Here is a 25,079-nt window from a genome sequence, read left to right as displayed (position 1 = left end):
CGAGGCACCGATATGAACTCCCGCGAAGTCAAAGGTTTGGAGATGGCGTTCCAGACGAAGGTCGAGTGGACCGGGAAGTTCTGGCTCGTGCCGTCCCAATCCACGCGCGGCCTGTACAAGATCGACGCCGACGCCACCACCTGCACCTGCGAGGACTACGAACTCCACCGCAAGCCGTGTAAGCACATTTACGCGGTTCAGACCGTCAAGGACATGAACCGGGCCACGCAGCCGCAGAAGCAAGCGTTCCACGACGCCTACGCGAACGCTGAACTGCCGAAGAAGCCGAGCAGCAAGCAGGACTGGCCGAACTACAACAAGGCCCAGACGAACGAGAAGAGACTGTTCTGTGAACTCCTCTCCGACCTGTGCCGCACGGTTGAAGAGCCGGCCGCGTCCCCGAAGGGCGGTCGCCCGTCTATTCCGCTCGCCGACGCCCTGTTCTCGGCCGCTTACAAGGTCTACTCCACAGTGAGCGGTCGGCGGTTCACCTGCGACTTGCAAGACGCGAGAGAGCGCGGGCACATCGGCCAAGCACCGCACTACAACTCCGTGTTCCGCGTCTTCGAGGACGCGGCCACGACGCCGATCCTGATGAGCCTCATCGAACAGAGCAGCATCCCGCTCGCGTCCATCGAGACGAAGTTCGCCGTCGATTCGTCCGGGTTCGGCACGTCCCGGTTTGAGAAGTGGTACGACCAGAAGTACGGCACGACCCGGAACAAGGCCGAGTGGGTGAAGTGCCACATCATCACCGGGGTTCAGACGAACATCGTCACCGCGGTCGCCATCGGGGACGAACACGACAGCCAGCACTTCGCCCCGCTCGTGGACGCGACGGCGAAGAACTTCACGGTCAAGGAAGTGTCCGCGGACAAGGCGTACATCTCGCGGAAGAATCTGGAACAGGTCGAGGGATTGGGCGGCGTGCCGTACATCCCGTTCAAGACAAACGCGGTGGCGAACAAGAACGGCGAGACGTGGCGAAGACTCTTCCACGAGTTCAACCTGAACCGGGACGAGTTCTGTCGGCACTACCATCTTCGCAGCAACGTCGAGAGCACGTTCTCGATGGTGAAGGCGAAGTTCCGGGACCACGTCCGGAGCAAAACGGACGTGGCGATGACGAACGAAGTGTTGGCGAAAATCCTGTGCCACAACGTCGTCGTGTGCATTCACGAGATGTTCACGCTCGGCTTGGCGGTTGAGTTCGGCGGGGAGGTGCCGGAAGCCGATGAACCGCGGATCATCAAGTTCCCGGGGGTGTGAATTACTTACGGTCGGTCACGTCATCAACCTTGGTATCGGGGTCTTTCCCCTTCAGTTGCGTTTTCCCCCTTAGCATCATTGCCAGCCCCAAACCGATAGCGCCGGTCGGAACCCAAATCCTTGCCCAACCGCTGGCTTGTCCAGAACAAACCACGAAAATCAGACCAGCCAGAACAATCGCCAACCCTGTGAACAGGTCTTGCCGACCGAACCCCTGTTGAACTGTCTTTGCAGTCTTTTCGGCGGAAGCACGGACCGCCGCTCCGATGGCTAAAGCTGCTCCACACCGCCTGCAATGATTCGTGTCCGCCGCGGGGGGCTGAACGGGCACACAACGCGAGTGTATTGGGCATGCACAAGCACTGCAAAACTCCCCGTCTAGGATGCCGCGAATTGACTGTTGGCACACCGCGCACGTCTTACCCGCTACATGCACACGTCGCCCTCCATCCGTCAGACTCGAATTCATCAACGATCTAAGTTACTCGACGCGATGACTGCCCACAAGAACCCGCTGTTGACAGCGAGACGTGAATCGAATGATTTGCGACCGCGGTGAAGTCTGCCTCAAAACCTCCCCCGGTTGCCTCAAAACCTCCCGGTCTAGAACGGTTGTGAGGCAACGCCCCGATCTGTCTAGAAACGTCTAGTTAAACCCCTCTGCCCTCAAAGTACGGCCCAAAAAAGGTCAGAAAAGTGGTTTTGTTGGCCATTTTCCGTTGCAAGGAATAGTGAACACAGGTATAGTAATACCAGACAAGACTAATGAGGAGTTGACAGCCGACGCGAGGCCAACCACCGGAGTCCAGTGCGGATGCCGGGCCGAACGCGGGAGCTTCAAGCGATACCAGGAGGCGATCATGGAAAGCTGGCGCAAAGTTTGGCGGGAAGGGTTCGTTCCGGTCCTCTCCACCACCGGCCTCATGGCCCTCCGCGACGCCCTCCGCGGGGACGACACCCGACTCACACAAGGGTCCACCACCACCCCGCCGCCGCTGATGTGCGTGCAAGATTGGCCGTGCGAAGGGGCGTGTGCCCTCGGCTTCTGCGGGTGGCACGGCGATCAACTCGAAACCGTCGGCCAGGTCGAAGAGTTCTTCGCGAAGGCCTGCTACGAAGCCGACGCCCGCCTCGGCGAACCGGCCGCCTGCCGGTGGTTCCTCAACTGGTTCGACGACACGCCCCGCGACGAGATGCGCCGCGAACTGCTGGCCGAAGTCGAACTCGCACTGGCCGAACGCATCCCGATCGACCTGCCGGCCACGAAGTCCAACACCGCGGCCGGGGCGAAGATCGCGGCGGCGTAACCCGGAACACCCCCAAACTTTCCACCCTCATAATTCATCGCCTTCATTCGGAGATTGCCATGAACTGCTCGAAACTGGAAGTCGGCTCGGCGGTCTGTCGGAACTGTGGTCGCGCGAAGGTGAACCGGCCCCGCGGCCTGTGCTGGAGCTGCTACTACACGCCGGGCGTCAAGGACAAGTTCCCGAGCACGAGCAAGTACGCCCGCCGCGGCGAGGGCAACTTCAACGGCAACGCCCCACTGCCGGCCATCCCGACGACGGCCGCGCCGGGGACGCAGGAGAAGCTCGACGTGCTGGCGATGCGGGCGAAGTTGAAGCAGGCCCTCTGGCACCCACTCGACGCGACCTATGAAGGCGATCCGAAGCCGCTGCAATGGCTGGCCCAACACGCGACGACATCGACGGCGGCGTGAGATTTCGCGAAGCAAACTGACGGGGAGGGACGGCCCCGTTAGTGCAACCCGCGGCGGGGCAGGAAGCGACCCGCCGCGGGTGTTTTCGTTTTCCGGTTGGCGGGCGGGCCGCGAGCCGTTAACCTGGGGGCGGCGTCGAAATTCCCCACCCTCCCAACCTTCTCCCGCCATGGCCACCAAGAAGAAATCGAAAGGCACGGACGACCCGCTCGGCAAAGTGTACGTCAAGGCGTACCAACCGCCGGTGGATCGGACCAAGGTGACCTACGGCTACGTGCTCCTCGGCGTGGGGGCACTGCCGATCCTCATCCCCCTACTCCTGCGGGGCTCTCTGGGCGGAGGGTCGATCGGCCTGATGTTCTGCGCGGCCGGCGGTGTCCTCCTCGCCATGGGCTACCGGCAGGTCGAAACGCTCTTCGAGGTCCGCAAGTACGGCGTCCGATACGTGTGCGGCCGGCACGACTTCGACCTGGAGTGGGACGAAGTCCGGCACGCGACGGTGCGGATGCAGACCGATAACCCGTTGTTGAGTTTCAGCGGCGTGAACGACGTCGGCATTTACATCTGCCGCCGGGCGGACAACCTGCCGTTCCAGTTGCACATCCGCGGCGAAGACGGCGAGGGGATCACCCTACTGTCGAAGGTACTGCCGGCCGGTGAGTGTCAGCGGGCGATCGAAGCGATCGAATCGGGCATCGGCAAGGACCGGATGCGGTACGAACTGTACGGCTGTTTGAAAGAGTGACCGCTTCGGCTTTCGTCCACTGCTTCACACCATCCCCCAGAGTCGTCGCAGGGCCCACTCGGCACCCAGGATGAGCACGAAGGTGACGAGCCAGCCGGGGAGGAAGCCGTGCGAGTGGTTCCGCCGCCAGTCGGGGACGAACCGCGGCTTCGGCTTCACCGTGACGATCGGCTGGCCCTTCAGTTCTTTCAAGAAGCCGGGCAGGTCGTCGAGGCGGTACGCCTTGCCGCCACCGGCCTTCGAGAGTTTCTCCAGGTAGTCGTGGTCGGCCGCCGCCCGCAGCAACTCGTCGGACGTGTCGGGGTAGGAGATGAACCTCGCCGTCGCCTCGCCTTTCAGTTCCTTGCCAGCCGCGTCCTTGCCCTCGGCCTTCAGCATTACCGTGTACTCGCCGGGCAGTTTCGGCTCGTAGTCGAACTTGTAACCATCCTTCGGGTCCACCCGCTCTTTCACCGATTGCCCCTCCTCCGGCTTCTGGCCGGGGGCGAGGATTCGAATGTCGAACTTCGGGTCGATCGCGTCCCCACCGCCGGTCGTCCGGAGGCCGAGCTTCACCGACTGCTTGCCGTTCACCGGCAGGCGGCGGAACTCCGGGCGGGCGAACGCGGCCCCCTCGTCCTCTTCCTGGTGGGCGAGGTACAGCACCAGCCGCCGCCAGAACTGCGCGTGAATCTCGAACCCTTCACGGTTGGGCGGCGTGGCCCGGCGGCCGAAGGACCGCCACAGGCGGGTGTTCATGCCGCCCCACGCCAGCACGCGGCCGCCGTTGGCGTCGCCGAACTGCGTGCCGACGAGCAAGTACGGCGGCTTCCCTTGCGCCTGCGGTTGCGTCAGCCCGGCCGGCACGAGGTCGCGGCCGTCGGACGCGACGGCGTAGATCGTCGCCCCCGGTTTCGGCACGCCGAGTTTGGTGATCGCGTTCAGGCGGCTGAACGGCGGCAGGTTCGGGGCTTGCGCGTTCAGCTTGTCCCACGCTTCCTTGCTCAGCTCGCCGTTGACCTTCATCAAAAACCGCAGCCCGTCGATCGTCGGCACGCACTGGAACCGCTTGTCGTCGGCCTTGTACACGGAATCCGGCACGGCCGGGAAGTTGGTCAGGCTCACGGGCAGGATCGCTTCCAGGGCCGACCCCTTCCAGCCGTTGTCGAGCGGCCGGTTCGGGTCGCCGGCGTAACTCGCGTCACCGGCCCCGAACAGCAGGCCGACGTTCCGCTTCAACACTTGGTCGCGAATCTTCTCCGGGAGTTTCGGGTCGATGGCTTTCAGTTGCGCCTGCGAGACGTTGCCGAGGATGATGACGTCGTAAGCCCGGTTGTCGAAGTCGAAGAGTTCGCGCTCGCCGGGCGTGGCCGGGTCGGCCCCTTCGCGGAGTACGCGGACGAAGTCGAACCGCTTGTCGGCCCGCAGCACGTCGCTAGCCATCGTCATCTCGAAACTGTGCCGGTCGACCATCAAGATGCGCAGCCCTTCCTTCGTCACGGTCAGGTACGTCTCGACGGAGTTGTTGGCCGGGTTCGCGTCGCCGGGCACGCTCTCGATTGGAATTTCGACCTTCAAGCGGACCTCGCCCGGCTTGTCGGGGGCCTTCACCTTGATCTCGATCTCGTTGTTCGCGTCCTTCGCCAGCGCGTGGTTTTCCCGCACCACGTCCACGCCGTCGAACTTCACCACGATCGGCACCGTCGCGCCGGCGAAGCCGAAGGCGTTGACCACGAGCTTGATGACGAGGTCGTTCTTGATCGGCACCGGCGACGGGTCGGCGGCCACGGCGACGACGGCCACGTCCTTCGCGTTCGGCGGCGTGGTCTTGGAACCGACGGCGAACGTGTGCAGCGGGGCGATGGCCCGCCACCGGGCGGCCTCCGTCTGGGCGGCGTAGGTCGTGCCGTTGTCGGCCCCGTCGCCGATGACGAGGTGCGCGCGAACGAACCGCTCGGTCTGCCACTTCTCGAACGTGCGGCTGAGGTACACGCCGTAGTCGGACCGCTTCGAATCGGCCGGCAGGTTCGCGTCGTAGGCGCTCGTCGCCTCGTTGAAGTCGGTCTTGCCGAGGGCGTAGAAGACGACGTTGACGTTCTGCTCGGTGCGGAGTTCTTCCAGCGTCGGCTCGCACTTTTCGAGGATCTTCCGCACCGCGGCGATGCGCGTCTGGCTGTTGAACTCGTCCTTGATCGTCATGCTCTCGGACAGGTCGATGCCGATGGGCAGCACCGACGGAACCTTCGGGTCTTCCTGAATGCCGACGCTCGGCCGCAGGGCGGTGAGCAGCGCGACGATGAGGGCCGCGATCCGCAGCGAGAGGATGATGAACACGCGGCGGCGGGTGGCGGACGGGTGCTTGAGGTAGGTCCAGACTGTGACGCCGACGAGGACCGCGGCTACGAGGCCGAGGGCCGGCAAGCCGACCGGGTACTCGGACCACGGGTAGGCCGGCCGCGTCGAGAGGAAGTAGTCGGTGGTGGAAGCCATATCATCAAGGTAAACACTCTCTCGGGATTTCGCCACCATGATCCACGTCATCGCGACCTTCGACCTGAACCCCGGCACCCGTGCCGCCTTCCTCGCGGAGTTCCACAAGCTCGTCCCGCTCGTGTTGGCCGAGGCCGGCTGCATCGAGTACGGCCCGACGGTGGACGTGGCCAGCGGTGCGGCCGCCCAACCGCCGGTGCGGGAGAATGGCGTGGTGATCGTCGAGAAGTGGGCCGACCTCGCCGCGCTGAGCGCTCACTCGCAAGCACAGCACATGGCCGACTTCCGGCCGCGGGTGAAGGACTTCGTGAAGTCGGTGACGCTGCACGTGCTACAACCGGCGTGACGGCCGACGATACACGCAGAGCGGCCTGCAGGAATTGACTTGGTTGTCGGATTGCGACACAATGCACGGGCGTTGTGGAGAGCCTCTTCTCCCGAGGTCATCGACGTGAGCCGACTCCCGACCGAGATCGAATCGACGATTCCCGCGGACGCTCGCTCGATCGTGAAACGCTGGTGGGATTCGCTCACCGAGTCCGACCGGCGCGAAGCGTCGGTGCTCTGGGACCAACGGCGCGAGCAACAATTCTTTGACCCGCAACACCATGCAGATGGTACGTTAGACACGCCGGAACAGGTGCCGACCGTGATCGGCGGTCGGTTCATCCCGCACGACGACTCGGTAAGAATGCACGAATGGATCGAAGACTGGCACGTCTACCTCTTCGGCCACTACGAATCACGAGTTCTGGAGAGCGTCGTGATTCTTCATACCATCGGCGGCGTTTGCCAAGCGCATCCGGCGGCCCAAGCGGTGACTGCCGCCGGAGTGCTACCGGCCGACTTTCGTTGCCCGCTTGATCCCGCAGTCTGTCCGATGCACCGGCTTCAGAAGTTTGCGCCGAACGAGGCAATTTTCCTCGCTCCGTCCTCCAGCGGCGGTTGGTGGGTCGTCACGCCGCAACGCCGCCGTTCGAAGCCTTCAACGACTTAAACGTCGCCCAACAACTGCGGCACCTTTTCGCGGAGTTGCTCGATCTCTTGGTGCGTCTCGCCGAGGTACGCGAGCAATCGTAGGTCGTCGCGGCTGACGGTGCCGCCGCTGAACAGCCACGCCCGCACGCGGAGCAGTTTGTACAGCTTCACGAGCTTGCGGTCGCTGATGAAGATGCGGTCCTCCCGCACGAGCGTCTTCACTAGTCGCTGAAACTCGCGGAACACGTCGTCCGGGAAGAACAGTTGCCGGTCGGTCACTTCCTCGCCCTTCGCGTCGGCCGTGCGGCGGGCGAACAGGTACGTCAGGTAGCGGTTCGCTTTCATCAAGTCGTCGAGCGAACAGTGCCCCTCGGCCCACGGCTTCTGGTTCAGCCCCTTGTACGCTTCCCCGCGCAGCCCGGCGTCGATCAGTTCCGGGAAGAAGGCGTCCTGCACCGGCCGGCTCATCACCTTCAGCACGAAGCGGTCCTTGAGTGCGGCCAACTCGCCCTGCTCCGGGATTTCGTTCGTCGCCGCGAACAGCACCCGTAGCGGCACCGGTTCCGGCACGCCGTCCTGGTAGAACTTCTTCTCGTTGATGATCGTTAGCAGGATGTTCAGGATGGCCGAGTTCGACTTGAAGATCTCGTCGAGAAACACCAGCTTCGCCGTCGGCAGCTTGCCGGCTTTGCGGCGGATGTACCGGCCCTCGCGCAACTCGCCGATGTCGATGGCCCCGATGATCTCGCTCGGCTCGGTGAACCGCGTCAGCATGTACTCGAAGTAGTCGCCCTCATCCAACCCGAGGGCGTCCTTGAACTTCAGCACGATGTCCGACTTCGCGGTGCCGGGCGGGCCGACGATCAGCAGCGGTTCTTGGGCGACGGCGGCGACGACCATGAGGTCGAGGATTTCCTGCTTCTGCACGAAGAACCGCCCGAGCGATTGCCGGAAGCGGTTGATTCGCGTGCGCAGGCCGTCGGCCTCGGCTTGCAGGTCGTTGAGGGACAGGTCTTCGACGGCGGTATCGGATTTCGGTGGCATATCGTTCCAGGTTCTCTCACACGCCCGTTCGTTTTACGAGGTCACGCATGTCACGGTGGATGCGCTTCCGCACTAACTGTTCGTCTTCGTCGAGCCACTGCTTGCCGGACTGGCCGAGGGCGAAGTCGTCGCTGACGACGGCCAGCACCGTACTCTCGATCAGGTTCAGGTGCAGTCGCGAGTAGTACGGGGCCGACGTGAACCTGTTCGTGATCCGCGCCGGGTCGAGCTTTTGGAAGAGTTCGATCAGACGCAGCATGCCCGAATCGGCCGGCCCCTGCCCGACGGCGGCGACGTACGTACGGCCGAGGCTCGCAAACTTCTGCGCGCCCATCTTCACCTGGCCGGTCAAAATCTCCTCGCGGGCCGCTGCGAGGATCGGCTCGGCTTGGTCGTGGAGGCCGAACGTCTGCCACCCGGCCGCGAGGTTGAGCAGAGTTTGCAGAACCTCGGCCCACACGTCCCCCTTCGCGGCGTACTGCGCCTTCAACTGGCCGAGCGTCTTGCCCTTCAGAATTTCGTCCTGCATCCGCCGCAGGAGCTTGTCCACCTCGTCGCGGAGGCCGACCTTGCGGAGACTCTTGAGCGACCGCCCGGCCACGATGTTCACGAGCACGAACCGCTGCTCGTCGGGCTTCTTGCGGACGTGCGCGATGAACTGGTCCACCAGCGATTGCACCAGGTCGTTTTGGTCGTAGTGGGCCGCCAGGAACAGCGCCCGCTCCAGGATCGCTCCCTCCTTCTTGGCCTGTTCCTCGGTCGCCTGACCGGGCGAACTCGGCGGCATGGCCTGGAAGAGGGCGGGGACGTGCCGGAGCATTTCGACGACGAAGTCCTGTCCGACGCGGGGCGTCAACGGCAGCGCCTGGTGCAGGACGGCGAACCGCGTCTCGGGCGTCGACTGTTGGCCCCGAACCCCGACCTTGAACAATTCCAGAACCCGTTTGCGGAGGGTGGCGGCGTCCTTCAACCGCGGCAGTTCGGCCAGTTCCTTCTTCAACTCGTCCTGCTTTTGCCAGTCCGCGTAGGGGTCGTTCTTCTCCTGCGGGTCGACGATTTCCGACTGCTGCCGCATCCGGCTGATGACGTAGTAGGCGAGCTTGTGCGGGTCGTTGGCCGCCTTGCCGCCGGTCGCGTTGATCGCTTCCAACTCGTCGAGTAACTCCCGCGACAGGGGGCCGATGGTCGGCTTGTCGGCCAAGGCGTCGTCGATGCGGGACCGGAACACCTTGAACAGGTAGTTCGCCACGATCCCCTTCGTGTCCGCGGTCTTGATGCCGCCGAGCGTCTTCTGGGCGGACTCGACGATCGCCCGGGCGGCCGCCCCCTCGCCGAGTTTTGCCAGGCCGAAGGCGAACATGAGGTCCAGGTACGCCAGGGTACAAACCGAATCGACCTGCGTCGGGACGCTCGCGGGCGACTGCAAACTCTGTTCCGCCCACTTCCGCGCGGCCCGGTGGAGGTCGACCATCCGCTCGCGGACGACGCGCAGCCGTTCGGAGTTCTTCAACCCGGCGAAGCGGAGGAACGTCGGCAAGTCTTGCTCGGCACTTAAGCCGCGTTCGAGCAGGCGGCCGAGGACGCGGTCGCGGACGCGGGCCAGGCCGAGGACGTCGGTGCCGGACAGTTGTGCCAGCCGCACGGCCGCCAGCCACGCGCCGCGGACGGGCAGTTTCGTTTCGTGCGCTTCGAGGAACTTCTGCACTGCCGGCAGCCGCGGCTTGAGCCAGTCCGGGGTGCCCTGGGCGACGGCCAAGAACAGCGACGCGAGCGCGCGAACTTGACTCGGCGTCGGCGACGGCACCGCCAGCCGCGCGTCGAGTTCCGCCGCCGTGCGCGGGGCGTTCGGCGTTTCGCAGTCGGCCCAGCCGTCGATCAGCCCGGCCGCGGGCTGGTTCCACAGGGCGTTGACCCAGCAGATGGCGGCCTCGCCCTTGCGATCATCGCCCATCGCGGCGTTCGCGGCGGCCAACTGCGGCCACAGTTCCAACCGCTCCGGCGAGTCGAGCGGGCCGTCGCGGTCGCGGAACTCGCGCTCCAACTCGTCGCACCGGACCTTCCACGCGCTCGGCGGCCGGGCGGTCGTCAGGCTCTCGACCGCAGCCGCCGCATTGGTCGTCGACTTCTTCCCGGCGGTCTTCGTGGCGATGGGTTTCGTGACCGGCGTTTCGCGCTCGTCCTTCTCCCGCTTCTCTCGCTCCGGCTTCTCGCGGTCGGGCTTCGGCTTCGGCCCGCCGTCGGTGCAGATGAAACTCTCGAAGTCGAACTCGGTGGCCGCGATCCACTCGCGCAGGTCGGTGGCGCTCGCGCCGATGACGTACTCGACCCAGTCGCCGAGCGGGCGGAAGGCGTTCTCGGAAATTGCCTCGGGTACGAAGCTGCCGTCCGCGCCGGGGAACAGCCAGACGCGGCGGTCGCGGTCCTCGGCGAGCAACTTCGTCACCACGTCGCGGCGGACCGTGGGATGGAGTCGCGTGCCGACGGGCAGGAACAGGTTCGGGATACGCCAGTAGGACTTGAACGCGACGGCCCCGTCGAGGGCCATCACCGGCGGCTCCTTTTTCGACGGCGCGACGCCGAGGATCACGACTTCTTCACCGTCCGGCGAGGCCCCGACGGCGAAGCGGAGTTGCTCGGTCAGGCGGTCGTCGGAGTCGCGAACCAGCGCGTCGAGTTGGGCAATGCCGCCGCCGCGGAGAACCCACATCTCGGCCATGTCGGTCGCGTTACCGGCAGCGAGCTTCAACGGCACCGTGATCCGGGCGGGCGTCGGCGCTTCGACCCATTCGCTGGCCGCGTTCGGCAGGGTGAAGTTGAGAACGTCGTACACGTCCTGGTAGCCGGCATCCGGCAGGTACGCCCACTCGTGCGGCGGGCGGATGAGCACGATCTGGCCGTCGTCGAACTTGATCTGCTTCGCGAACGGGTGCGAGAAGCCGAGTTCGACCCACACCCGCGGGGCTTGCTCCGTGTACGCGCGCACGGTACCGCCAGCGAAGGAGAGTTTGTCGATGGCCCGCAGCAGCGTGTAGTACGGCGGCCCGATCACGCGCAACAGGACGCGCTGATCGTCGCCGTCGGTGAGGGTGCGGTAGCTCTGGCGGTCGTTGCCGAGCCGGAGCATTTCCGCGACCAACCCCGGCAGCAACTCCGGCGACGACAACTCGAACAGCACCGGGGCCTGCGTGGACAACTGCGGCGGCCCCGCGTCCGGCGTCAGTGGCAGCACTTGCAGCCACGACGCGACCTTCTCGACGGCCCCGCCGTGCCGCTTCGAGCCGAGGACTTTCAGGCGGTCGAGCGCGTCCTTGCCCTTCTTCGAGAGCTTTGCGTTCGTCTCGACGAAAATGCGGCCGCCGTCGTCGCGGCTGACCACGGCCGGCGACAACGCCATCTCCGGCGGCACGGTGCCACTGGTGACGGCGAGGCGAAAGGTGTCGAGGTTGGGGAACAGAAGGATCATGGCGGGTGGGGTTAGCGTCCTTGTGCGGTCTTCTGCCGTTCGGGTTCGGTCGTCGTTTCCGCTTCCGGCGGGTTGGGTGTCGCTTCTCTTTCGACGATCATCTCGCCAAGGTCGTCCGGGTCCAGGCCAGCCCCGACGAGCTTTTCGACGAGCTTGCGGTGCAACTGCTCGTGCTCGATCGGCAGCGCGTCCGGGTCGCTGTCGAGCTTCACCCAGATGTTCTGCTTCCCCGTCGCCGGGTTCCGCTTCAGAATGATCTGCATCAAGGCCATAAATGCTCTCCGAAGAATGGCCCACTGATGACGCAGACCTGTTGACGCTGATGAAATCCTGATAAATCCGTCTTCAGTCTTATCATCTTCGATCAGCGTCGAAGTCCGCGTCATCAGCGGGCCATTCTTTTAAGCTTTCCCCGTCGCTTCCGCGTCGGTCGTGTTATCAGCCGGCTTTTTCAGCTTCTTCGCGTTGGGCAGCAGTTGGCCGAGGCTCTTGCTGTCGATCGTCTTCTTTTCCAGCAACAAGTCGCGGAGCGTGGCGATGAGCGCCTTCTGTTCCGTGACGATCCCCTCGGCCCGCTTGCGCTGCTGCTCCAGAATCTCGGCCACTCGGGCATCAATCGCGTCGAGCGTGGCTGGCGACAGGTCGGCCCGCCGCCGGCCGGTTTGCATGTCCATGAACTGCACCTGCCCCAAGTCGCCGCCGGCGAGACCGTGCGCCTCGACCAGTTCGCGGGCGATAGCCGTGGCGCTGTTCAGGTCGCCGGTCGCGCCGAGGGACAGGTCTTTCAGGAACACCCGCTCGGCTTCCCGTGCGCCGAGGGCCACGCAGATGAGGTCGAGGTAGGTGTTGACCGTCTGAATGTACTTGTGGGCGTGGTCGGCGTAGCGGACGTAGCCGAAGGCCCAGTGCATCTCGCTGGCGATGGTGATGCGCTCGATCGGCGGGGCGTGGTCGCAGAACATCGCCACGACCGCGTGCCCGGCTTCGTGCGTGGCCAGCACCGTCTCTTCCGCTTTTGTCATCTTCGGCCGCTCGACCCATTCGGTGAGGGCGCGTTCGACGAGGTCGCTGTCGGTGGTGCTGTCCAGGCCGTCGCGCAGCCGCAGGCGGGCGATCGACCGGCAGAGGGCTTGCAGGTGGTCGCCGCTGTACCGCGTGCCGGCGGCCGCCCCGATGACGTAGTCGTTCGTCCGCTTCACAGCGTAGTCGATCGCCTCGTCGGTCATGCCGAGCCGCATCTTCTTGTTGTAAATCTCGATGATCGCCCGCCGGTCGGCCGGTTCCGGATACGGGATGTGCAGGTGGAACTCGAACCGTCCCGGCCGCAGCAGGGCTGGGTCGAGGGACTCGACGAAGTTCGTGGTGCCGACGACGAAGACGAGTTCTTCCTTGTGGAAGCCGTCCATCTCGGTGAGCAGTTGGTTCACCATGCTGTGTTCGACGCCGCTGCCGGTGTAGGTGCCGCGGGCCGTGGCGAACGAGTCGAGTTCGTCGAACACGATGATCGACGGGGCCGACTGCCGGGCCTTATGAAAGATCTGGCGCAGGTTCTCTTCGCTCTCGCCGACCCACTTCGACTTCAGTTCCGGGCCGGAAACGATCTGGATGGCCGCCCCGATAGCGGTGGCGATGGCCTTCGCGAAGAACGTCTTCCCGGTGCCCGGCGGCCCCCAGAAGATCATGCCGCGGGGGATGAGTTCTTCCAACCGGGCCACGTCTTCGGGGTTGTTCGCCGTGTCACGCTTTTGCAGCACGTCGAGGACTTCCTCGCGCAGCCGCTTCTTCACTTTGTCGTAGCCGCCGATCTCGGCTTGCAGGTCGATGTTCGGAATCTCCATCGCCCCGGTCAGCGTGGCGTTCCGCAGGTGGCGGTACGCGGTCTTCGAGTCGGCGGGGTAGTCCTCGCCTTCGAGCGTGCTCAGCAACCGGCGGATGCGGACGGCGTTGACGCCGGAGACGTACTTGTACAGTTGCCACGGGTTGAAGCCGCGGCCGAACTTACGGGCCTCCTTCTGCGTGACGAGGTGCCGCAGGCGATTGCGCCCAATGCCGAGGATACTCAGGCGGTGCGGGAACAGGTTCTCGATCACCTTCGGCAGTGGGAACGACGGGTCTTTGAAGCCGAGCCAGACGAGTTCCGGGTTCTCGTACAGGAGCGGGATGACTTCGCGGGCTTCGCTCGTCAGCCCGCCCTGGCTGGTCGTGAGCAAGTCGAGGTGCGGCAGCACGACGACGCGGCGTTCGACGGCCCCTCGGACGGCTTCGCGGAGCTGGCCGATCATCGTCCCGATGAGGCCCATCGGCGGCCCACCCGCGGCCGCATCGGCTTCGCGCGGCCGACCGTCGAGGTAGACGCAGCGGATGTTGCGGTCGCGCAGCCGGTTCCGCACGTTCGCGAACAAGTACGGCGCGAGTTCCTTGTCGCACTCGACGAGACACGGCAGCCCGCGGACCAGTTGGGCCGCGACCTCGGCGAGTTCGGCGCTGTACGCGGCCTCCACCGCCTGATCAGGCGTGAGTGCGGCGGGCAGGTCTTTTTCGGGGATGGATAAGCTCATTCGTCAGGAGTCAGGAGTCAGGAGTCAGGAGTCAGGAACCAGAACCGACCGCGAGGGTGGTATTTCTGACTCCCGACTCCTGACTCCTGACTCCTGCTTTCACACCTCCACTTTAATAGTCATCGATCCGGTCTGTGGGTCTTCGGAGATTTCCTGGATCGTGCCCATCTGCGCGGCCTTCTGCTTGAGGGCTTCGCGCGTGATCTTGTTCACGATCTCGCCGAGTTCCGGTTGCAGGTCGTGCAGTTCCTTCTCCAACTTCTCGGTCGCCTGCTGTTGGAGCTTTTCCTGCTGTTTGTCGATCTTCTTGCCGAGTTCCTGCTTCAACTGATCGCGGGTACTCTCTTCCACAGACTGATGACTTGGACCAACGTCATCCCACGCGGAGCCGTCGCGGCTGCCCTGTTCGGTGACGCTCTTGGCCGTCTCGGACTTCACGGTCACTTCGCCGTCGCAAGGATCGACGATCACCGTCACGCCGCCCTCCTTGCGGCTCATCGTGCCGTCCGCGTTTTCGGCAAAACCACGGGCTTCGAGTTCCGCTCGCAGGAGGCCGCCCATCGCCTCGGGCGGGAGGATGTCGAGCAGTTCGAGCTTCGTCGAAATCTCGTCGCTCCCCTTGATCTCGCGGGTGACGGACTCCTTCACGGTGATGCGGTACGCTCGGCTCATGGCTGTCTCCTCACGTCTTGAGCGGGTCCAGTTGGTCGAGTACGCGCTTCGATTTCGCGGCCGCGTCGGTGCCGTTCGCGGCCTCGTACTCTTCCTTCCACAGTTGGCTGGCCGCGTATTCCTCGTCGAAGTAGCCGACGGAGCGGGCCACGCGGTCCCACCGGGCCAGTGTCTCGGCCTGCTGCGGGAAGGCGAGGGCGTTGCGGCGGATCGCGACGCGATCGGCCAACCGCGGCGGCGGGTTCACCGTTAAACTGCCGGTCCAAAAGTTCACGTCCGGCGTCTGTCCGCGGTAGACCGCTGACAGCGTTCGCAGCACGAAGCGAGCCAGGTCCGGGCGGTTCGCTTTCTCCGCGGCTGCCAAGAAGGTCGTCAGCATCGCCGTTTCCGCGGCCCCGGTCTGCTGCATCACCCGCCAGTCGGTGATCTCGTGCTTCTGCCGTTCACGCACGATCCAGCGGTGGGTCAACACAGGTTGCAGGCACTCCAGCATCGCCGCCCGCGTGCCGGTGAACAGCGGGGCGAAGTCCGGCGGTTGCGGCTCGCCCTCGAGTACGAAGTCTGCCGGCCACACGAGCCAACAGAACGGGTTCTTCGCGAAGGCGTTGCGAACCTTCAGCACGTTCCGCACGGCCGGTTCCACCCGCAATTGCTGGTACGCCAGCGCGAAGAACAGTTCGTCTGCCGGCGTCGGGTCGGTCACGGCCGGCCACTTATCGTGGGCCGCGTCCGGCTTTTCAGCCGTCAGCCAGGTCAGGAAGCCCAACACCGGGGCACTGAACGTCAGCTTTCGCGAGTCGAGCGGTACTCGGTTCCAGACGCGACCGCCGGTCGGTTGGCCGCGCTCCAGAAACTTCTCATCCCGCCAGCCGCCGGCGCGGGTGAGGTACAGCACCACGCCCTTCGCCAGCGAGTCTTGCACCAGATGCACACAGTTCGGCGACAAACACGGCGGGGGCGAATCGTGCTTGGTCGTCACCAAGTGCAAACCGTGCCGGGCGTCCACGCGGCCGAGGAGGAACCGCAGGACCGTGAGCAGGTCGGCCTCGAACTTCGAGACGGATCGCGGCGACGGCAGCGGTTCGGAGAGGGTCATGGGCCGGGTTGCGTCCGTTTGGTGCGGGTCCAGCCCTTCCACAATCCTACCGCGTCGGCGGCCGGGAAGCCATTGACCGTCACTCCGGTTTTCTCGACGCGAATCTCCAGCGTGTTCCGCATCCGCCAGCACGGGTCGTCGGCCCGGTAGCGATCCGTGAGGAAGTGGATGCGCTGGTTCGTCGAACCGATCCACCGGCGGGCCGTGTCCGGCTGCTCGCGGACGTAGGGACCGTCCACAAGGATGTCGGTCGTGGCTAGAAGGTTCACCACGGCCGGGTCAGGTCGCCTTTGGAGGTCTTCCAGAAGGTAGCCGGTGAAGACCATGACCGTCAAACCCCGTTGCCGGGCGGCGGCCGCAAGTGCCGATGCCGCTTCCGAGTGAGCGAACGGCTCACCGCCGAGGAGCGTGATCCCTTCCACGTCGGCCCGTTCCAGATCGGCGACTATCGACGCGAGCGTGCGGGTTTCGCCGCCCTTGAACGGCAGGAACTCCGTGTTGCAACAACCCGGGCAGCGCAGCGGGCAGCCTTGGAACCACACGGCAAACCGTCTGCCCGGCCCTTCCGCCTCGGTGGCCGGAACGACCTGCGCGACCTGCATCGTGAGTTCGGGCAACGGCGGGTGCATGGATGGATTATAGGCGGTCCTGTACCAACCCAAGTTTCGAATTGCTCACAACTAATTCATCCGGAGAAGGATGCTGCCAATGATTTTGTCGTCCCGAACAAATACATACCCTTCGCTACCAAAACCCTTGTCCCATTCGGACTGTTCCGCGTCGTAGTAGTACACGACATCGGTCGGTCGCAAGATTTGCTGAAAGTCTAACGGATACCCACTGGGCAGCGACCAAAGCCCTTTCTGAGTGATCTCTTCGATAGAAGTGGCTCGCAGTTTCTTGCGCTTGCAGAAGTCTGCGAAGCTCATCGCGAAGTACTCTATATCGTCACCGGATGTGTCCGACATTCGGAAACTCGGCAAGAGTTGTTGGTGGCGCTACGGGCTTGTCGGTCACTGCTGATGCGGGAACGGCTTCGACGCAATCAGCACGGCCAGCCCGATCATCGTGACGGCGACGCCGCCGAACATCAGCAGGAGCACGTCCGGCACCGGCCAACGGCGGGCGAGTTCCCCGGCAATCAGGTGGCCGGGCAGCGAACTCGCACTCAGCATCATCGCCCACAGGGCCATCACCCGGCCACGGGTCGCGTTCGGCACGCTCGTTTGCAACGTCGATTGACCCGTACTCAGGTACAGCACCATGCCGAAGCCGAGGAACAGGCACGCCAACATGGACAGCGGCAGGACCGTCGCGGACAGCAGGACGAACAGCCCGACCCAACCGGCCGCCCCACCGATCACGAGGAACCACCCGCGACGGTGGTGCGAGCCGAACGTCGCCGTCGTCAGTGCCCCGACCAGTGCCCCGCCGCCGAAGGCACTCAGGAGCAAACTGTACGTCCCCTCGGCCTTCCCCAACACTTGTCGGGTGTAGGCCGGGAAGAGCGTCAGCACCGGCCACGCGAAGACGCAGAAGCACCCGGTGAGCAGCACCAACCCGGCCAACCCGCGGTGCCGGGCGAGGTAGCGGAAGCCGTCCCAGAACGAACCGCGTTCCGTCTTCACAGGGCCGGCCGGCACCTCGATCCGCGACAGCGCCAGCAATACGGCCAGGAAGCTGACGGAGTTCGCCGCGAAGCACGCCGCCGCTCCCCATCGCGTCGGGTCCACGCCCGGCGAAACGTCGGCCCAGCCCTTCGCCAGCACGAAGAACAGACCCGCGATCGCCGGCCCGACGGCTCTCGCAGAGTTGAACAGGAGCGAATTCAGACCGACGGCGTTCACCACGTCGTCCACTGGTACCAGATCGGTCACGACCGCCAACCTGGCCGGTAGATCAATTCCCTGAATCAGGCCACTGATGAACTGCATTGCCACCAGCAGCACTGGCGTGACGAAGTCGCCCGACACCAGCAGGGTCAGGATCATCGCGTTCAGCATGAACGCGAACTGGGTGGCCTGGATCACCCGCCGCTTCGGGAAGTGGTCGGCCACCGCCCCGCCGATTGGCCCGACGAGGAGTGTCGGCCCGACCTGCGCGACCATGAGGTACGCCGGCCAACCCGGGTCGTTCGTGAGGTCGTAGGCCAGCCACATCATCGCCGTCGATTGAACCCACGACCCCAGGAACGAGACGAGTTGGCCGAAGAAATAGAGGCGGTAGTTTGGGTGCCGTAGTGACCGGAACGTGCGGCTCCCCAGGGCGCGTCCGATACGCCGAGCGGGACTCACGACTGTCGAGGGGGCATCCATCCACCCGAATTATACGGGGCCGCCTCCCTATCATGGCTTCATGCGAACCCTGCTACTCCTCGCCCTGCTCGCCGCGCCTGCCTTCGCGAACGAAAAGCCGATCGCGTACCCCGTGCCGGCCGAGTTCCCGTCGCCGAACAAGGAATTCGTGTTCGTGCTGATCCCGCCGAAGTCCGACGACCCGAGCCGCAAGGAGAACAGCATCCAGGCGGCCCTCCGGCAGAAATATGCGGCTAGCGGGTTGTACCGGGCGGACGACGCCACGAAGCCGCTGTGGACGGTCGATTGGTACGACTACGAAGCCCACCCGGCTAACGATGGCGTTCACGTCGTGCGCATCCACGGCGAGAACGACCAGTGGCGGCACTACCCGAACGCCCGCAAGTTGCCCGACGAAACGATCGAGGAGCAACTCGCGGCTCCGGCGGTCAGCTTCTACGCCAACGGCCAGCTGCTGCGGACGTACTCGGTGCGGGAACTCATCGCCCGGCCGGACGACCTGCCGAACACGATGCGGTTCATCCTCTGGAACGCCGGCGGAGTGCTGTCACAAGACGGCAAGCAGTTCGTCTTGATGACGCAGGACTCGCGGCAAAACTTCTTCGACCTCGCCACCGGTCGTTTGGTCGAAGGCCGCGACGCGGGGCTGGGCAACGCCAAGGTGTGGGTGATTCGCATTTCGCTGGGGCTGGTCGGCACCGCCGTCATCGTCGTGATGAGCCTGTACCTGTACCACCTGCGGAAGAAATGACGGCAAGGCCGGCTGTCCACCTGGCCGGCGAATTCCTAGAGTATTCTGTCCGATACTCGGAATAACAGACTCGGAGAGATTCGTCATGGCACACAAGAAAGGTCAAGGCTCGGTCCGCAACGGCCGGGACTCGAACGCGAAGCACCGCGGCATCAAGAAGTACGCGGGCGAGAGCGTGACCACGGGCAGCATCATCGTGCTCCAGTGCGGCACGAAGTGGCACCCCGGCGCGAACGTCAAGCGGGCTAGCAACGACACCCTGTTCGCCATGTGCGACGGCACCGTTTACTTCAGCAACAACAGCAGCAAGGTGAACGTGAAGCCGCTCGAAGTGGCCGCCGCGAGCGCCTGAGCAACTTCCTGCACAACGACCGAAAGCCCACCCGTCGCACGGGTGGGCTTTTTCGTTTGCACCGCCCCGCGGCCGGCGACATCATGGAAGTGAAATCGAGGGTGCGAGCGTGAGCGACGGGTATCGTAAGCGGCGGCCGAAGCGAAGGCGGTCGTCGAATCCGGCCGGCATGGTCGTGGCCTTCTTGGCTCTGGGTGCGGTCGCGGTCGGCCTCGGCGTGGGCATTCAGTTCCTTTCCAGCCGGCCGGCGCCCCAGGCTCCCGCGGGCGGCGAACCGGGCTTGTTCCCCGGCTTCCCGATCCCGAACGTGCCGGCGATTGCTGCCCCCAATCTGTTGCCCACGAAGGTGACGGCGGAGAATTTCAAGCTCTTGCGGACCGGCTTCACGTTGGCCCAGGTGGAAGCCGTGTTGGGGCCGGGCCGACCCGCCACCCGTGCGGACCTCGCGGCCATCTTCGGCGACCACGCCCCCGCCTTCCCCAAACCCGACGACATCCGCACGCCCTGGGAGAACGGCGTCTTTTTCGGGGCGGCTTACGCCTGGGCGGACGGCACCAACATCATCCTGGTGCAATTCCTCGGCGCGCCAACCCAGGGCGGCCGCCTCGGGGGCAAGCTCCTCCGCACGCCCGAGGGGACGCTGAGTCAGTTCGGCGGGTAGTCCGGCCCCACGCTTTTTTCGTTGCCTTTCCGCGGGCCGCACGGCATCATAAAGCTCCCACCCCGCCGCACGTTCCCCGCCGAGGGGCGATTGATGCTCCGAGTTCTCGGGTCCGAAAAACGACTCTGCACCGGCCCCTCGCGCCGCGACCTGCTCTGGGCCGGCGGGCTGAGCCTCTTCGGGCTCTCGCTCACCGACTATCTGCGGGCCGCGACGCCCGCCGCCCCGGCGAAAGATGCCTACTTCGGCCGGGCGAAGTCGTGCATCCTGCTGTTCCTGTACGGTTCGCCGAGTCAGCTCGAATTCGCTGACCAAAAGCCGGACGCGCCCGTCGAGGTCCGCGGCGAACTCGGTTCGATTGCGTCGTCCCTCCCCGGCTGTCAGGTCTGCGAGTTGCTGCCGAACACGGCGAAGGTGATGCACCACGTCACGGTCGCCCGGTCGCTCACGCACACGCAGCCGATCCACGGCGTGGCCTACGCGACGACCGGCGTGCCGGACATCGATGTGCAGATGGAACTCAACCCGCACGACCCGAAGCACTGGCCGTACGTCGGCTCGGTGGTGGCGTACCTGGAGAAGCAAAGGGCGGCGAAGAAGGCCGTGCCGGACAACGTCTTCCTCCCGTGGCCGATGAGCAGTCAGCGGACCGGCGAAGTCGCCCGCGCCGGCCCGTACGCTGCCTTCCTGGGGGCGGAGTTTCATCCCCACTTCACGCGGTTCATGGGGAAGGCGAACCGCAAGATCACCAAGACGCTGACCACGAACACGATCGAGTTCGACGAACCCTACGTCGGCATCGACCGCGATGCGTACTTCACGCTCGGCGACGCGACCCTGCCGGCCGACGTGACCGTGGACCGCCTCAACGGGCGGAAGTCGCTGCTCGAACAACTCGACGACGCCCGCCGCGTTCGCGACAAGGTCGATGTGCGCGATCCGTTCCGTGAGGCGGCTTACGGGTTGATCGGCAGTGAGAAGGTTCGCCGGGCGCTCGACGTGCGCCGCGAAGCCCCGGCCGTGCGCGATTCCTACGGCCACACGCTGTTCGGTCAGTCGTGCCTCGCCGCCCGGCGGTTGGTGGAAGCCGGGTCGAAGTTCGTCACCGTCTTCTGGGACGAGTTCGGCCTCGCGGGTTCGGGCTGGGACACGCACTGGGAACACTACCCGCGGATGAAGAACGAGCTGATGCCCGGCTTCGACCGCGGTTACGCCGGCCTGATCGGCGACCTGCACGCGCGGGGGATGCTCGACGACACGCTCGTGATCGTGCTGAGCGAGCACGGCCGCACGCCGAAGATCACGCCGCAGAAGGGCGGCGGCCGCGACCACTGGGCGCAGGCGTACACCGCCCTCTTCGCGGGCGGCGGCACGGCCCGCGGGCGGGTGGTCGGCAAGACGGACAAGATCGGCGGCACGGTCGTTGACACGCCGATCTCGCCGAAGGACGTGCTGGCAACGGTTTACCACCTGCTCGGGTACGACCTGGCCACGACGCTGACCGACCGCCTCGGCCGCCCGCAGTCGCTCGTGCCGCAGGGGAGCGTGATCCGGGACATCCTGGCGTAGCAGCATTCGCCTCTCCCCAGGAATAGCAGGGGCCGGCGGATTCATTCCGCCGGCCCTTGTCGTTGCTCAACTCAAACAACCGCTACTCGATCAGCGTCACCTGGACGCCGCTTTGCAGGATGCGCTCGAACGTCGTCCGCAGGCCGTCCACTCGCTGTTGGGCCGTCCCGGTGATGATCTGGTACGACGGCAGCGCCGTACTCGCACTGGCCCCGGTCTGGCCGTGGTAGGCCACGTCCTGGAGGAAGCTCAAGGCGCTCGCCTTGTAGGTACTCGTCGAACTGAACAAGTCGCCGAACGCAATCGGGTAAACGCGGGCCGGCGAGTTGGACAGCGAGAACCCGTTCGCCGTCGTCGACGCGACGGTCTGATCGATCACGTCGAGGGCCATACTGATCGACGTCGGGTCGCCGTTACCGTTCCCGCCGGTGGTGCTCGTCGGCGTGTAGTACGAGTTCACGCCCCCCCCCGTGAAGTTGAACGTGCGGTATTGGTTCGGCACGCCGTCCGTCTCGAAGATCACGATCTTCGTCGCCCCCCGCCGGCCGGTGCCCTGGCCGATACTCGGGATGGTAGTCGCACTGCTGCACAGGTTGTACGCCAGCGCGAACCCGGTGACCGGATCGGTACCGTCGTTGGCGTTCGGGATGTTCCCAACGAGGGCCTCGCCGAACGACGAGTTGTACGGCCGCAGTTCCGCATTCGGGGCGGCACCACTCTTGATCCCGGCGAGTAGCGTTTGCGGGTAGTAGAGGGCGTTCTTGAGCGTGTCCCAGTCCTGGCCCATTGGGGCGCGGATGGTGGTGAAGTTCGTCCCGGCGAAGTAGGTCGAGCCGACTCGGTCGTTCGGGTGGTTGTTCTTGATGTCGTCCAGGGCCGACCGCACGCCGGCCTTGAGTTGCCAGTCCTGGGCTTCGGCTAGCGACCCCGAGTTGAAGTTCCGCGCGTCCGAACTGGACGTACGGGCCGTCAAGAACGAGAGCATCGACGCCGGGCCGAACCAGAAGTGCATCCGCGGCATGCTCGCCACGTCGGTGTAGTTCATGTACGGCTTGCGGTTGGTGTAGTTCGTGGTGCCGACCGTGTACGTCTCGGCGGCCGTCGCCCCGATCGATACGTTGCTCGTCCACTGGCTCGACTCCACCCCGGCCAGGCCGTAGGTCGGGTTATAGCTGGTGTTGTTCCCGGCGTACCCCATCACGTAGTCGATGTACTCCCGCCAGAACCGTTGGTCCAAATACGCTTCGGTCGAGCCGGGGCTGCCGGCGTTGTCCACGTTGTCCGGGATCGACGTGTAGTACCGGATGTGCCCGGCCCGGAGGTTCGGCGGCAGCACTTGTGGGCCGGACTTGATCCACGCCAGCACCGCCCGGTAGTTGATCCGGTAAGCGCGGGTGGTCGTCCCGGAGTCGCGGAGCGTGTGGCCGACGCCGGTCCGCAGGAGGGCTTGGTTGATGCTCTGCGTGCCGGTCGTGTTCGGGTCGTTGTCCCCTTCCGGGTCGAAGTACGTGTACGTGGTGGCCGCCCCCGTGTCGGCGCTGTTGCCGGTCAGGAAGAACCGCCGCCGCCAGTCGCAAATCCAGTTGCCGTTCGAGTCCTTCACCATCTTCGAAGTGTCCGCGCTGCCCGGGGTGACGGTCGCCAGCACGAGGTCGGGCCGGACGATGCCGCCGCCCAGTGGCGTCGTCGGGTCGTTCGGGTTGCCCCACCGTGGGTCGGGCGGCCACATGAAGAACGTCTTGCCGTAGTAGGCTGGCCCCATCGAGTACCCCTGGAAGCGGCCGTTGGTCGGGAAGGTCGGGGTCGATTGCAGGGCTTTCGCCGATGCCAGGAGGCGGGTCGTGGCCGGCGTCGCGGCCCCGGCCTGCGCGTCGTAGGCGGCAACGTCGAGGTCGTAGCCGCCCATTTCCCACGCCCCGTCGGTGAAGCTCGTCCAGGTGTCGCCGCTCTCCCGCAGGCCGGGCGTGTTCGACCCGGCTTGCCGGATGCGGGCGTCCGTAACGCCCAGGCCGGTGATGGCCCGCGTGGTAATGGCCGGCCGCAGCGTCGAGGCCGACAGCGTGGGAACGGTCGTCACCGAGGTCGGGAACAGCAACTCCCAAACCGTCCGGGCGGACCCGGTCGTCGTGGTCGAGTCCCAACTCGTCGCGTCGGTCTTGACCAACCCGGCCTTGCGCGGGTAGCGGTCGCCGACGTACTTGACCGTGCCGTTGTCTTCTTGCGTGGCGAACGTGTCCGGGGCCGGCGTCGGCCCGCTCGTGTTCGACGTGTCGAAGGCGTTGTACCCGTTGTACCCGGTGGCCGGGGACATCGTGCCGAACGGCCCGTTGGTCGTCAGCGGGGCCATGCCCGGCGGGTTCCACTTATGGAAGGCGTTCAGCAGGCCGGCCGCGTTGGTGATACCCGACCCGGCCGTCCCGCTCGGGTCGAAGACGAACTGCCGGATCATCGCCGGGCCGACGTCGGCGTCCATCGTCATGTTCGTCGGCGCGAACACTTCGCCGGTGCCGGCGATGAACTGCGTCGTCCGCATGAAGGCGTTCGGGGCGCTCGACGTGGGGTACCGGAAGTAGTGGCCGAACCGCGGGTAGCTCGGGTCTGGGTTCATCAGGCCGAGCGTCACGCCCGTGGAACTCGCCGTGCCGGGCGGGTACGAGAAGGTGCTGCCGAACTTCATTGACCCGGACATGTCGAGGATGATCGCGATGTCCCGCGGCCGGTGGGCGGCGACGGCGTAGGCCGCCTGCGGCAACGACGTGACGCCGAAGATCCGCGAGAAGTACGACGGCTGGTTCGACGCCACCGCGACTTCCACCGTGGACCACGCCTTGCCGCTCGGTTTGCTCTGATTCTTGTTGGTCACGTCCCACGACTTCCCGACCGTCGTGCCGCCCGGGTACTGGGGGGTGAAAACCTGCGTCGAGGTGTTGTAGTCGTAGATGCCGACCACCACGCTCGAGACGGAGAACGTCGAGTGGTTCTCGGGGTTCTGGTAGGTGACGACGGACTGTGTCGCGTTCGTGATGGCCTGGGCCTTCTGGTTGTCGTAGGTGTCGGACGTCATGCCGACGGGGACGCGGTTGTCCAGCGTCCGCGCGCCGGTCAAGGCAGCCGTATCGGCCGCGTTCTGGGCGGCCGACCGGGCGACGACCATCATGCCGACGTCGATCGCCAGCGCCACGAACCCGAACAGGGCGGTGGCACAGACGGCCATCATCGGGATGATGCTGCCGCGGCGGCGGGCCACGGCGGAACTGTGGTGAAACATCCGAGGGAACCTCTCTCAACGGCGGCGCGGGGCCGCCCCGGTGCGCACGCGGGGTGCGCGGGGTTGTGCGGGTGCGGACGGGGACCGCCTCGCGGCGGCAGGGGATTCGGGGGAAGCCGAGGGACGATTCCTTCGCCCGGAGGGGTTTC

General features: G+C 65.3%; 21 protein-coding genes. 10 read left to right on the top strand and 11 right to left on the bottom strand.

From position 1 onward, the window contains the following. The first annotated feature begins 12 nt into the window (after positions 1-12). The 4 genes from PX52LOC_RS04305 (at position 13) to PX52LOC_RS04290 (ending at position 3,734) form a co-directional block, all read left to right on the top strand. Positions 13-1,269: a transposase gene (locus tag PX52LOC_RS04305; protein WP_149108934.1), complete on the top strand. Its 1,257-nt coding sequence runs from the start codon at positions 13-15 to the stop codon at positions 1,267-1,269. Positions 1,270-2,129: 860 nt separating this feature from the next. Continuing rightward, complete coding sequence (locus tag PX52LOC_RS04300; RefSeq protein ID WP_149108933.1) at positions 2,130-2,576, top strand: hypothetical protein; 447 nt, start codon at positions 2,130-2,132, stop codon at positions 2,574-2,576. A 59-nt stretch (positions 2,577-2,635) separates the two neighbouring features. After that, a complete protein-coding gene (locus tag PX52LOC_RS04295) occupies positions 2,636-2,989 on the top strand; it encodes a hypothetical protein (RefSeq protein ID WP_149108932.1) in 354 nt (117 codons plus the stop codon). Positions 2,990-3,158: 169 nt separating this feature from the next. Next, positions 3,159-3,734 carry a hypothetical protein gene (locus PX52LOC_RS04290; protein WP_149108931.1) on the top strand — a complete coding sequence of 192 codons (576 nt, stop codon included), beginning with the start codon at positions 3,159-3,161 and terminating at the stop codon, positions 3,732-3,734. Positions 3,735-3,758: 24 nt separating this feature from the next. Here the strand turns inward: PX52LOC_RS04290 and PX52LOC_RS04285 are convergent, their stop codons facing one another. Further along, positions 3,759-6,203, bottom strand: a complete 2,445-nt coding sequence (locus PX52LOC_RS04285; protein ID WP_149108930.1) for a hypothetical protein — start codon at positions 6,201-6,203, stop codon at positions 3,759-3,761. Between the two features lie 37 nt (positions 6,204-6,240). Between PX52LOC_RS04285 and PX52LOC_RS04280 the strand changes: the two genes are divergently transcribed. Both PX52LOC_RS04280 and PX52LOC_RS04275 read left to right on the top strand, forming a co-directional pair. Then, positions 6,241-6,549, top strand: coding sequence for a putative quinol monooxygenase (locus PX52LOC_RS04280; protein WP_149108929.1), 309 nt, complete (start codon positions 6,241-6,243; stop codon positions 6,547-6,549). A gap of 162 nt (positions 6,550-6,711) precedes the next feature. Next, positions 6,712-7,200: a hypothetical protein gene (locus tag PX52LOC_RS04275; RefSeq protein WP_149108928.1), complete on the top strand. Its 489-nt coding sequence runs from the start codon at positions 6,712-6,714 to the stop codon at positions 7,198-7,200. On the opposite strand, the gene PX52LOC_RS04270 is transcribed toward PX52LOC_RS04275, so the two are convergent. The 9 genes from PX52LOC_RS04270 to PX52LOC_RS04230 form a co-directional block, all read right to left on the bottom strand. Beyond that, entirely contained in the window at positions 7,197-8,225 is a 1,029-nt protein-coding gene (locus tag PX52LOC_RS04270) for an AAA family ATPase (RefSeq protein WP_149108927.1), read from the bottom strand. The genes PX52LOC_RS04275 and PX52LOC_RS04270 overlap by 4 nt on opposite strands. A 16-nt stretch (positions 8,226-8,241) precedes the next feature. Continuing rightward, entirely contained in the window at positions 8,242-11,688 is a 3,447-nt protein-coding gene (locus tag PX52LOC_RS04265) for a hypothetical protein (protein ID WP_149108926.1), read from the bottom strand. An 11-nt stretch (positions 11,689-11,699) separates the two neighbouring features. After that, a complete protein-coding gene (locus tag PX52LOC_RS04260; protein ID WP_149108925.1) occupies positions 11,700-11,960 on the bottom strand; it encodes a hypothetical protein in 261 nt (86 codons plus the stop codon). Positions 11,961-12,089: 129 nt separating this feature from the next. Next, positions 12,090-14,246: an AAA family ATPase gene (locus PX52LOC_RS04255; protein WP_149108924.1), complete on the bottom strand. Its 2,157-nt coding sequence runs from the start codon at positions 14,244-14,246 to the stop codon at positions 12,090-12,092. A 99-nt stretch (positions 14,247-14,345) separates the two neighbouring features. Continuing rightward, positions 14,346-14,918 (bottom strand): hypothetical protein, encoded by a 573-nt coding sequence (locus PX52LOC_RS04250; RefSeq protein WP_149108923.1) that lies wholly within the window; start codon positions 14,916-14,918, stop codon positions 14,346-14,348. A 10-nt stretch (positions 14,919-14,928) separates the two neighbouring features. Beyond that, the gene (locus PX52LOC_RS04245; RefSeq protein WP_149108922.1) at positions 14,929-16,014 is read right to left on the bottom strand and encodes a hypothetical protein; all 1,086 of its coding nucleotides are present in this window, start codon (positions 16,012-16,014) and stop codon (positions 14,929-14,931) included. Beyond that, positions 16,011-16,643: a 4Fe-4S single cluster domain-containing protein gene (locus PX52LOC_RS04240; protein WP_149108921.1), complete on the bottom strand. Its 633-nt coding sequence runs from the start codon at positions 16,641-16,643 to the stop codon at positions 16,011-16,013. Before PX52LOC_RS04240 ends, PX52LOC_RS04245 begins: the two co-directional genes overlap by 4 nt. Positions 16,644-16,694: 51 nt before the next feature. Beyond that, complete coding sequence (locus tag PX52LOC_RS04235) at positions 16,695-16,982, bottom strand: hypothetical protein (RefSeq protein WP_149108920.1); 288 nt, start codon at positions 16,980-16,982, stop codon at positions 16,695-16,697. Between the two features lie 45 nt (positions 16,983-17,027). Further along, the gene (locus PX52LOC_RS04230; protein WP_168218793.1) at positions 17,028-18,308 is read right to left on the bottom strand and encodes an MFS transporter; all 1,281 of its coding nucleotides are present in this window, start codon (positions 18,306-18,308) and stop codon (positions 17,028-17,030) included. 61 nt (positions 18,309-18,369) lie between these two features. Here PX52LOC_RS04230 and PX52LOC_RS04225 point away from each other — a divergent pair, with 61 nt between their 5' ends. From PX52LOC_RS04225 to PX52LOC_RS04210, 4 genes are all read left to right on the top strand, one after another. Next, a complete protein-coding gene (locus tag PX52LOC_RS04225; RefSeq protein WP_149108918.1) occupies positions 18,370-19,080 on the top strand; it encodes a hypothetical protein in 711 nt (236 codons plus the stop codon). A gap of 85 nt (positions 19,081-19,165) precedes the next feature. Further along, positions 19,166-19,432: a 50S ribosomal protein L27 gene (rpmA, locus tag PX52LOC_RS04220; protein ID WP_149108917.1), complete on the top strand. Its 267-nt coding sequence runs from the start codon at positions 19,166-19,168 to the stop codon at positions 19,430-19,432. A 109-nt stretch (positions 19,433-19,541) separates the two neighbouring features. Further along, entirely contained in the window at positions 19,542-20,093 is a 552-nt protein-coding gene (locus PX52LOC_RS04215) for a hypothetical protein (protein WP_149108916.1), read from the top strand. A 93-nt stretch (positions 20,094-20,186) separates the two neighbouring features. Then, positions 20,187-21,662 carry a DUF1501 domain-containing protein gene (locus PX52LOC_RS04210; RefSeq protein ID WP_149108915.1) on the top strand — a complete coding sequence of 492 codons (1,476 nt, stop codon included), beginning with the start codon at positions 20,187-20,189 and terminating at the stop codon, positions 21,660-21,662. Between the two features lie 82 nt (positions 21,663-21,744). Here the strand turns inward: PX52LOC_RS04210 and PX52LOC_RS04205 are convergent, their stop codons facing one another. Further along, a complete protein-coding gene (locus PX52LOC_RS04205; RefSeq protein ID WP_149108914.1) occupies positions 21,745-24,930 on the bottom strand; it encodes a pilus assembly protein TadG-related protein in 3,186 nt (1,061 codons plus the stop codon). Positions 24,931-25,079: the final 149 nt, after the last annotated feature.

This window comes from Limnoglobus roseus (assembly GCF_008254045.1).
In the GTDB taxonomy this organism is placed as follows: domain Bacteria; phylum Planctomycetota; class Planctomycetia; order Gemmatales; family Gemmataceae; genus Limnoglobus; species Limnoglobus roseus.
The sequence above is the reverse complement of the archived record's forward strand: the minus strand, read 5'-3'. Positions and strand labels throughout refer to the sequence as shown.

What these genes read in the sequence shown, in the direction of transcription:
- PX52LOC_RS04305 (WP_149108934.1), top strand. Translation starts at nt 13, where the DNA reads ATGAACTCCCGCGAAGTCAAAGGTTTGGAGATGGCGTTCCAGACGAAG.
- PX52LOC_RS04300 (WP_149108933.1), top strand. Translation starts at nt 2,130, where the DNA reads ATGGAAAGCTGGCGCAAAGTTTGGCGGGAAGGGTTCGTTCCGGTCCTC.
- PX52LOC_RS04295 (WP_149108932.1), top strand. Translation starts at nt 2,636, where the DNA reads ATGAACTGCTCGAAACTGGAAGTCGGCTCGGCGGTCTGTCGGAACTGT.
- PX52LOC_RS04290 (WP_149108931.1), top strand. Translation starts at nt 3,159, where the DNA reads ATGGCCACCAAGAAGAAATCGAAAGGCACGGACGACCCGCTCGGCAAA.
- PX52LOC_RS04285 (WP_149108930.1), bottom strand. Translation starts at nt 6,203, where the DNA reads ATGGCTTCCACCACCGACTACTTCCTCTCGACGCGGCCGGCCTACCCG.
- PX52LOC_RS04280 (WP_149108929.1), top strand. Translation starts at nt 6,241, where the DNA reads ATGATCCACGTCATCGCGACCTTCGACCTGAACCCCGGCACCCGTGCC.
- PX52LOC_RS04270 (WP_149108927.1), bottom strand. Translation starts at nt 8,225, where the DNA reads ATGCCACCGAAATCCGATACCGCCGTCGAAGACCTGTCCCTCAACGAC.
- PX52LOC_RS04265 (WP_149108926.1), bottom strand. Translation starts at nt 11,688, where the DNA reads ATGATCCTTCTGTTCCCCAACCTCGACACCTTTCGCCTCGCCGTCACC.
- PX52LOC_RS04260 (WP_149108925.1), bottom strand. Translation starts at nt 11,960, where the DNA reads ATGGCCTTGATGCAGATCATTCTGAAGCGGAACCCGGCGACGGGGAAG.
- PX52LOC_RS04255 (WP_149108924.1), bottom strand. Translation starts at nt 14,246, where the DNA reads ATGAGCTTATCCATCCCCGAAAAAGACCTGCCCGCCGCACTCACGCCT.
- PX52LOC_RS04250 (WP_149108923.1), bottom strand. Translation starts at nt 14,918, where the DNA reads ATGAGCCGAGCGTACCGCATCACCGTGAAGGAGTCCGTCACCCGCGAG.
- PX52LOC_RS04245 (WP_149108922.1), bottom strand. Translation starts at nt 16,014, where the DNA reads ATGACCCTCTCCGAACCGCTGCCGTCGCCGCGATCCGTCTCGAAGTTC.
- PX52LOC_RS04240 (WP_149108921.1), bottom strand. Translation starts at nt 16,643, where the DNA reads ATGCACCCGCCGTTGCCCGAACTCACGATGCAGGTCGCGCAGGTCGTT.
- PX52LOC_RS04235 (WP_149108920.1), bottom strand. Translation starts at nt 16,982, where the DNA reads ATGTCGGACACATCCGGTGACGATATAGAGTACTTCGCGATGAGCTTC.
- PX52LOC_RS04225 (WP_149108918.1), top strand. Translation starts at nt 18,370, where the DNA reads ATGCGAACCCTGCTACTCCTCGCCCTGCTCGCCGCGCCTGCCTTCGCG.
- rpmA (WP_149108917.1), top strand. Translation starts at nt 19,166, where the DNA reads ATGGCACACAAGAAAGGTCAAGGCTCGGTCCGCAACGGCCGGGACTCG.
- PX52LOC_RS04210 (WP_149108915.1), top strand. Translation starts at nt 20,187, where the DNA reads ATGCTCCGAGTTCTCGGGTCCGAAAAACGACTCTGCACCGGCCCCTCG.
- PX52LOC_RS04205 (WP_149108914.1), bottom strand. Translation starts at nt 24,930, where the DNA reads ATGTTTCACCACAGTTCCGCCGTGGCCCGCCGCCGCGGCAGCATCATC.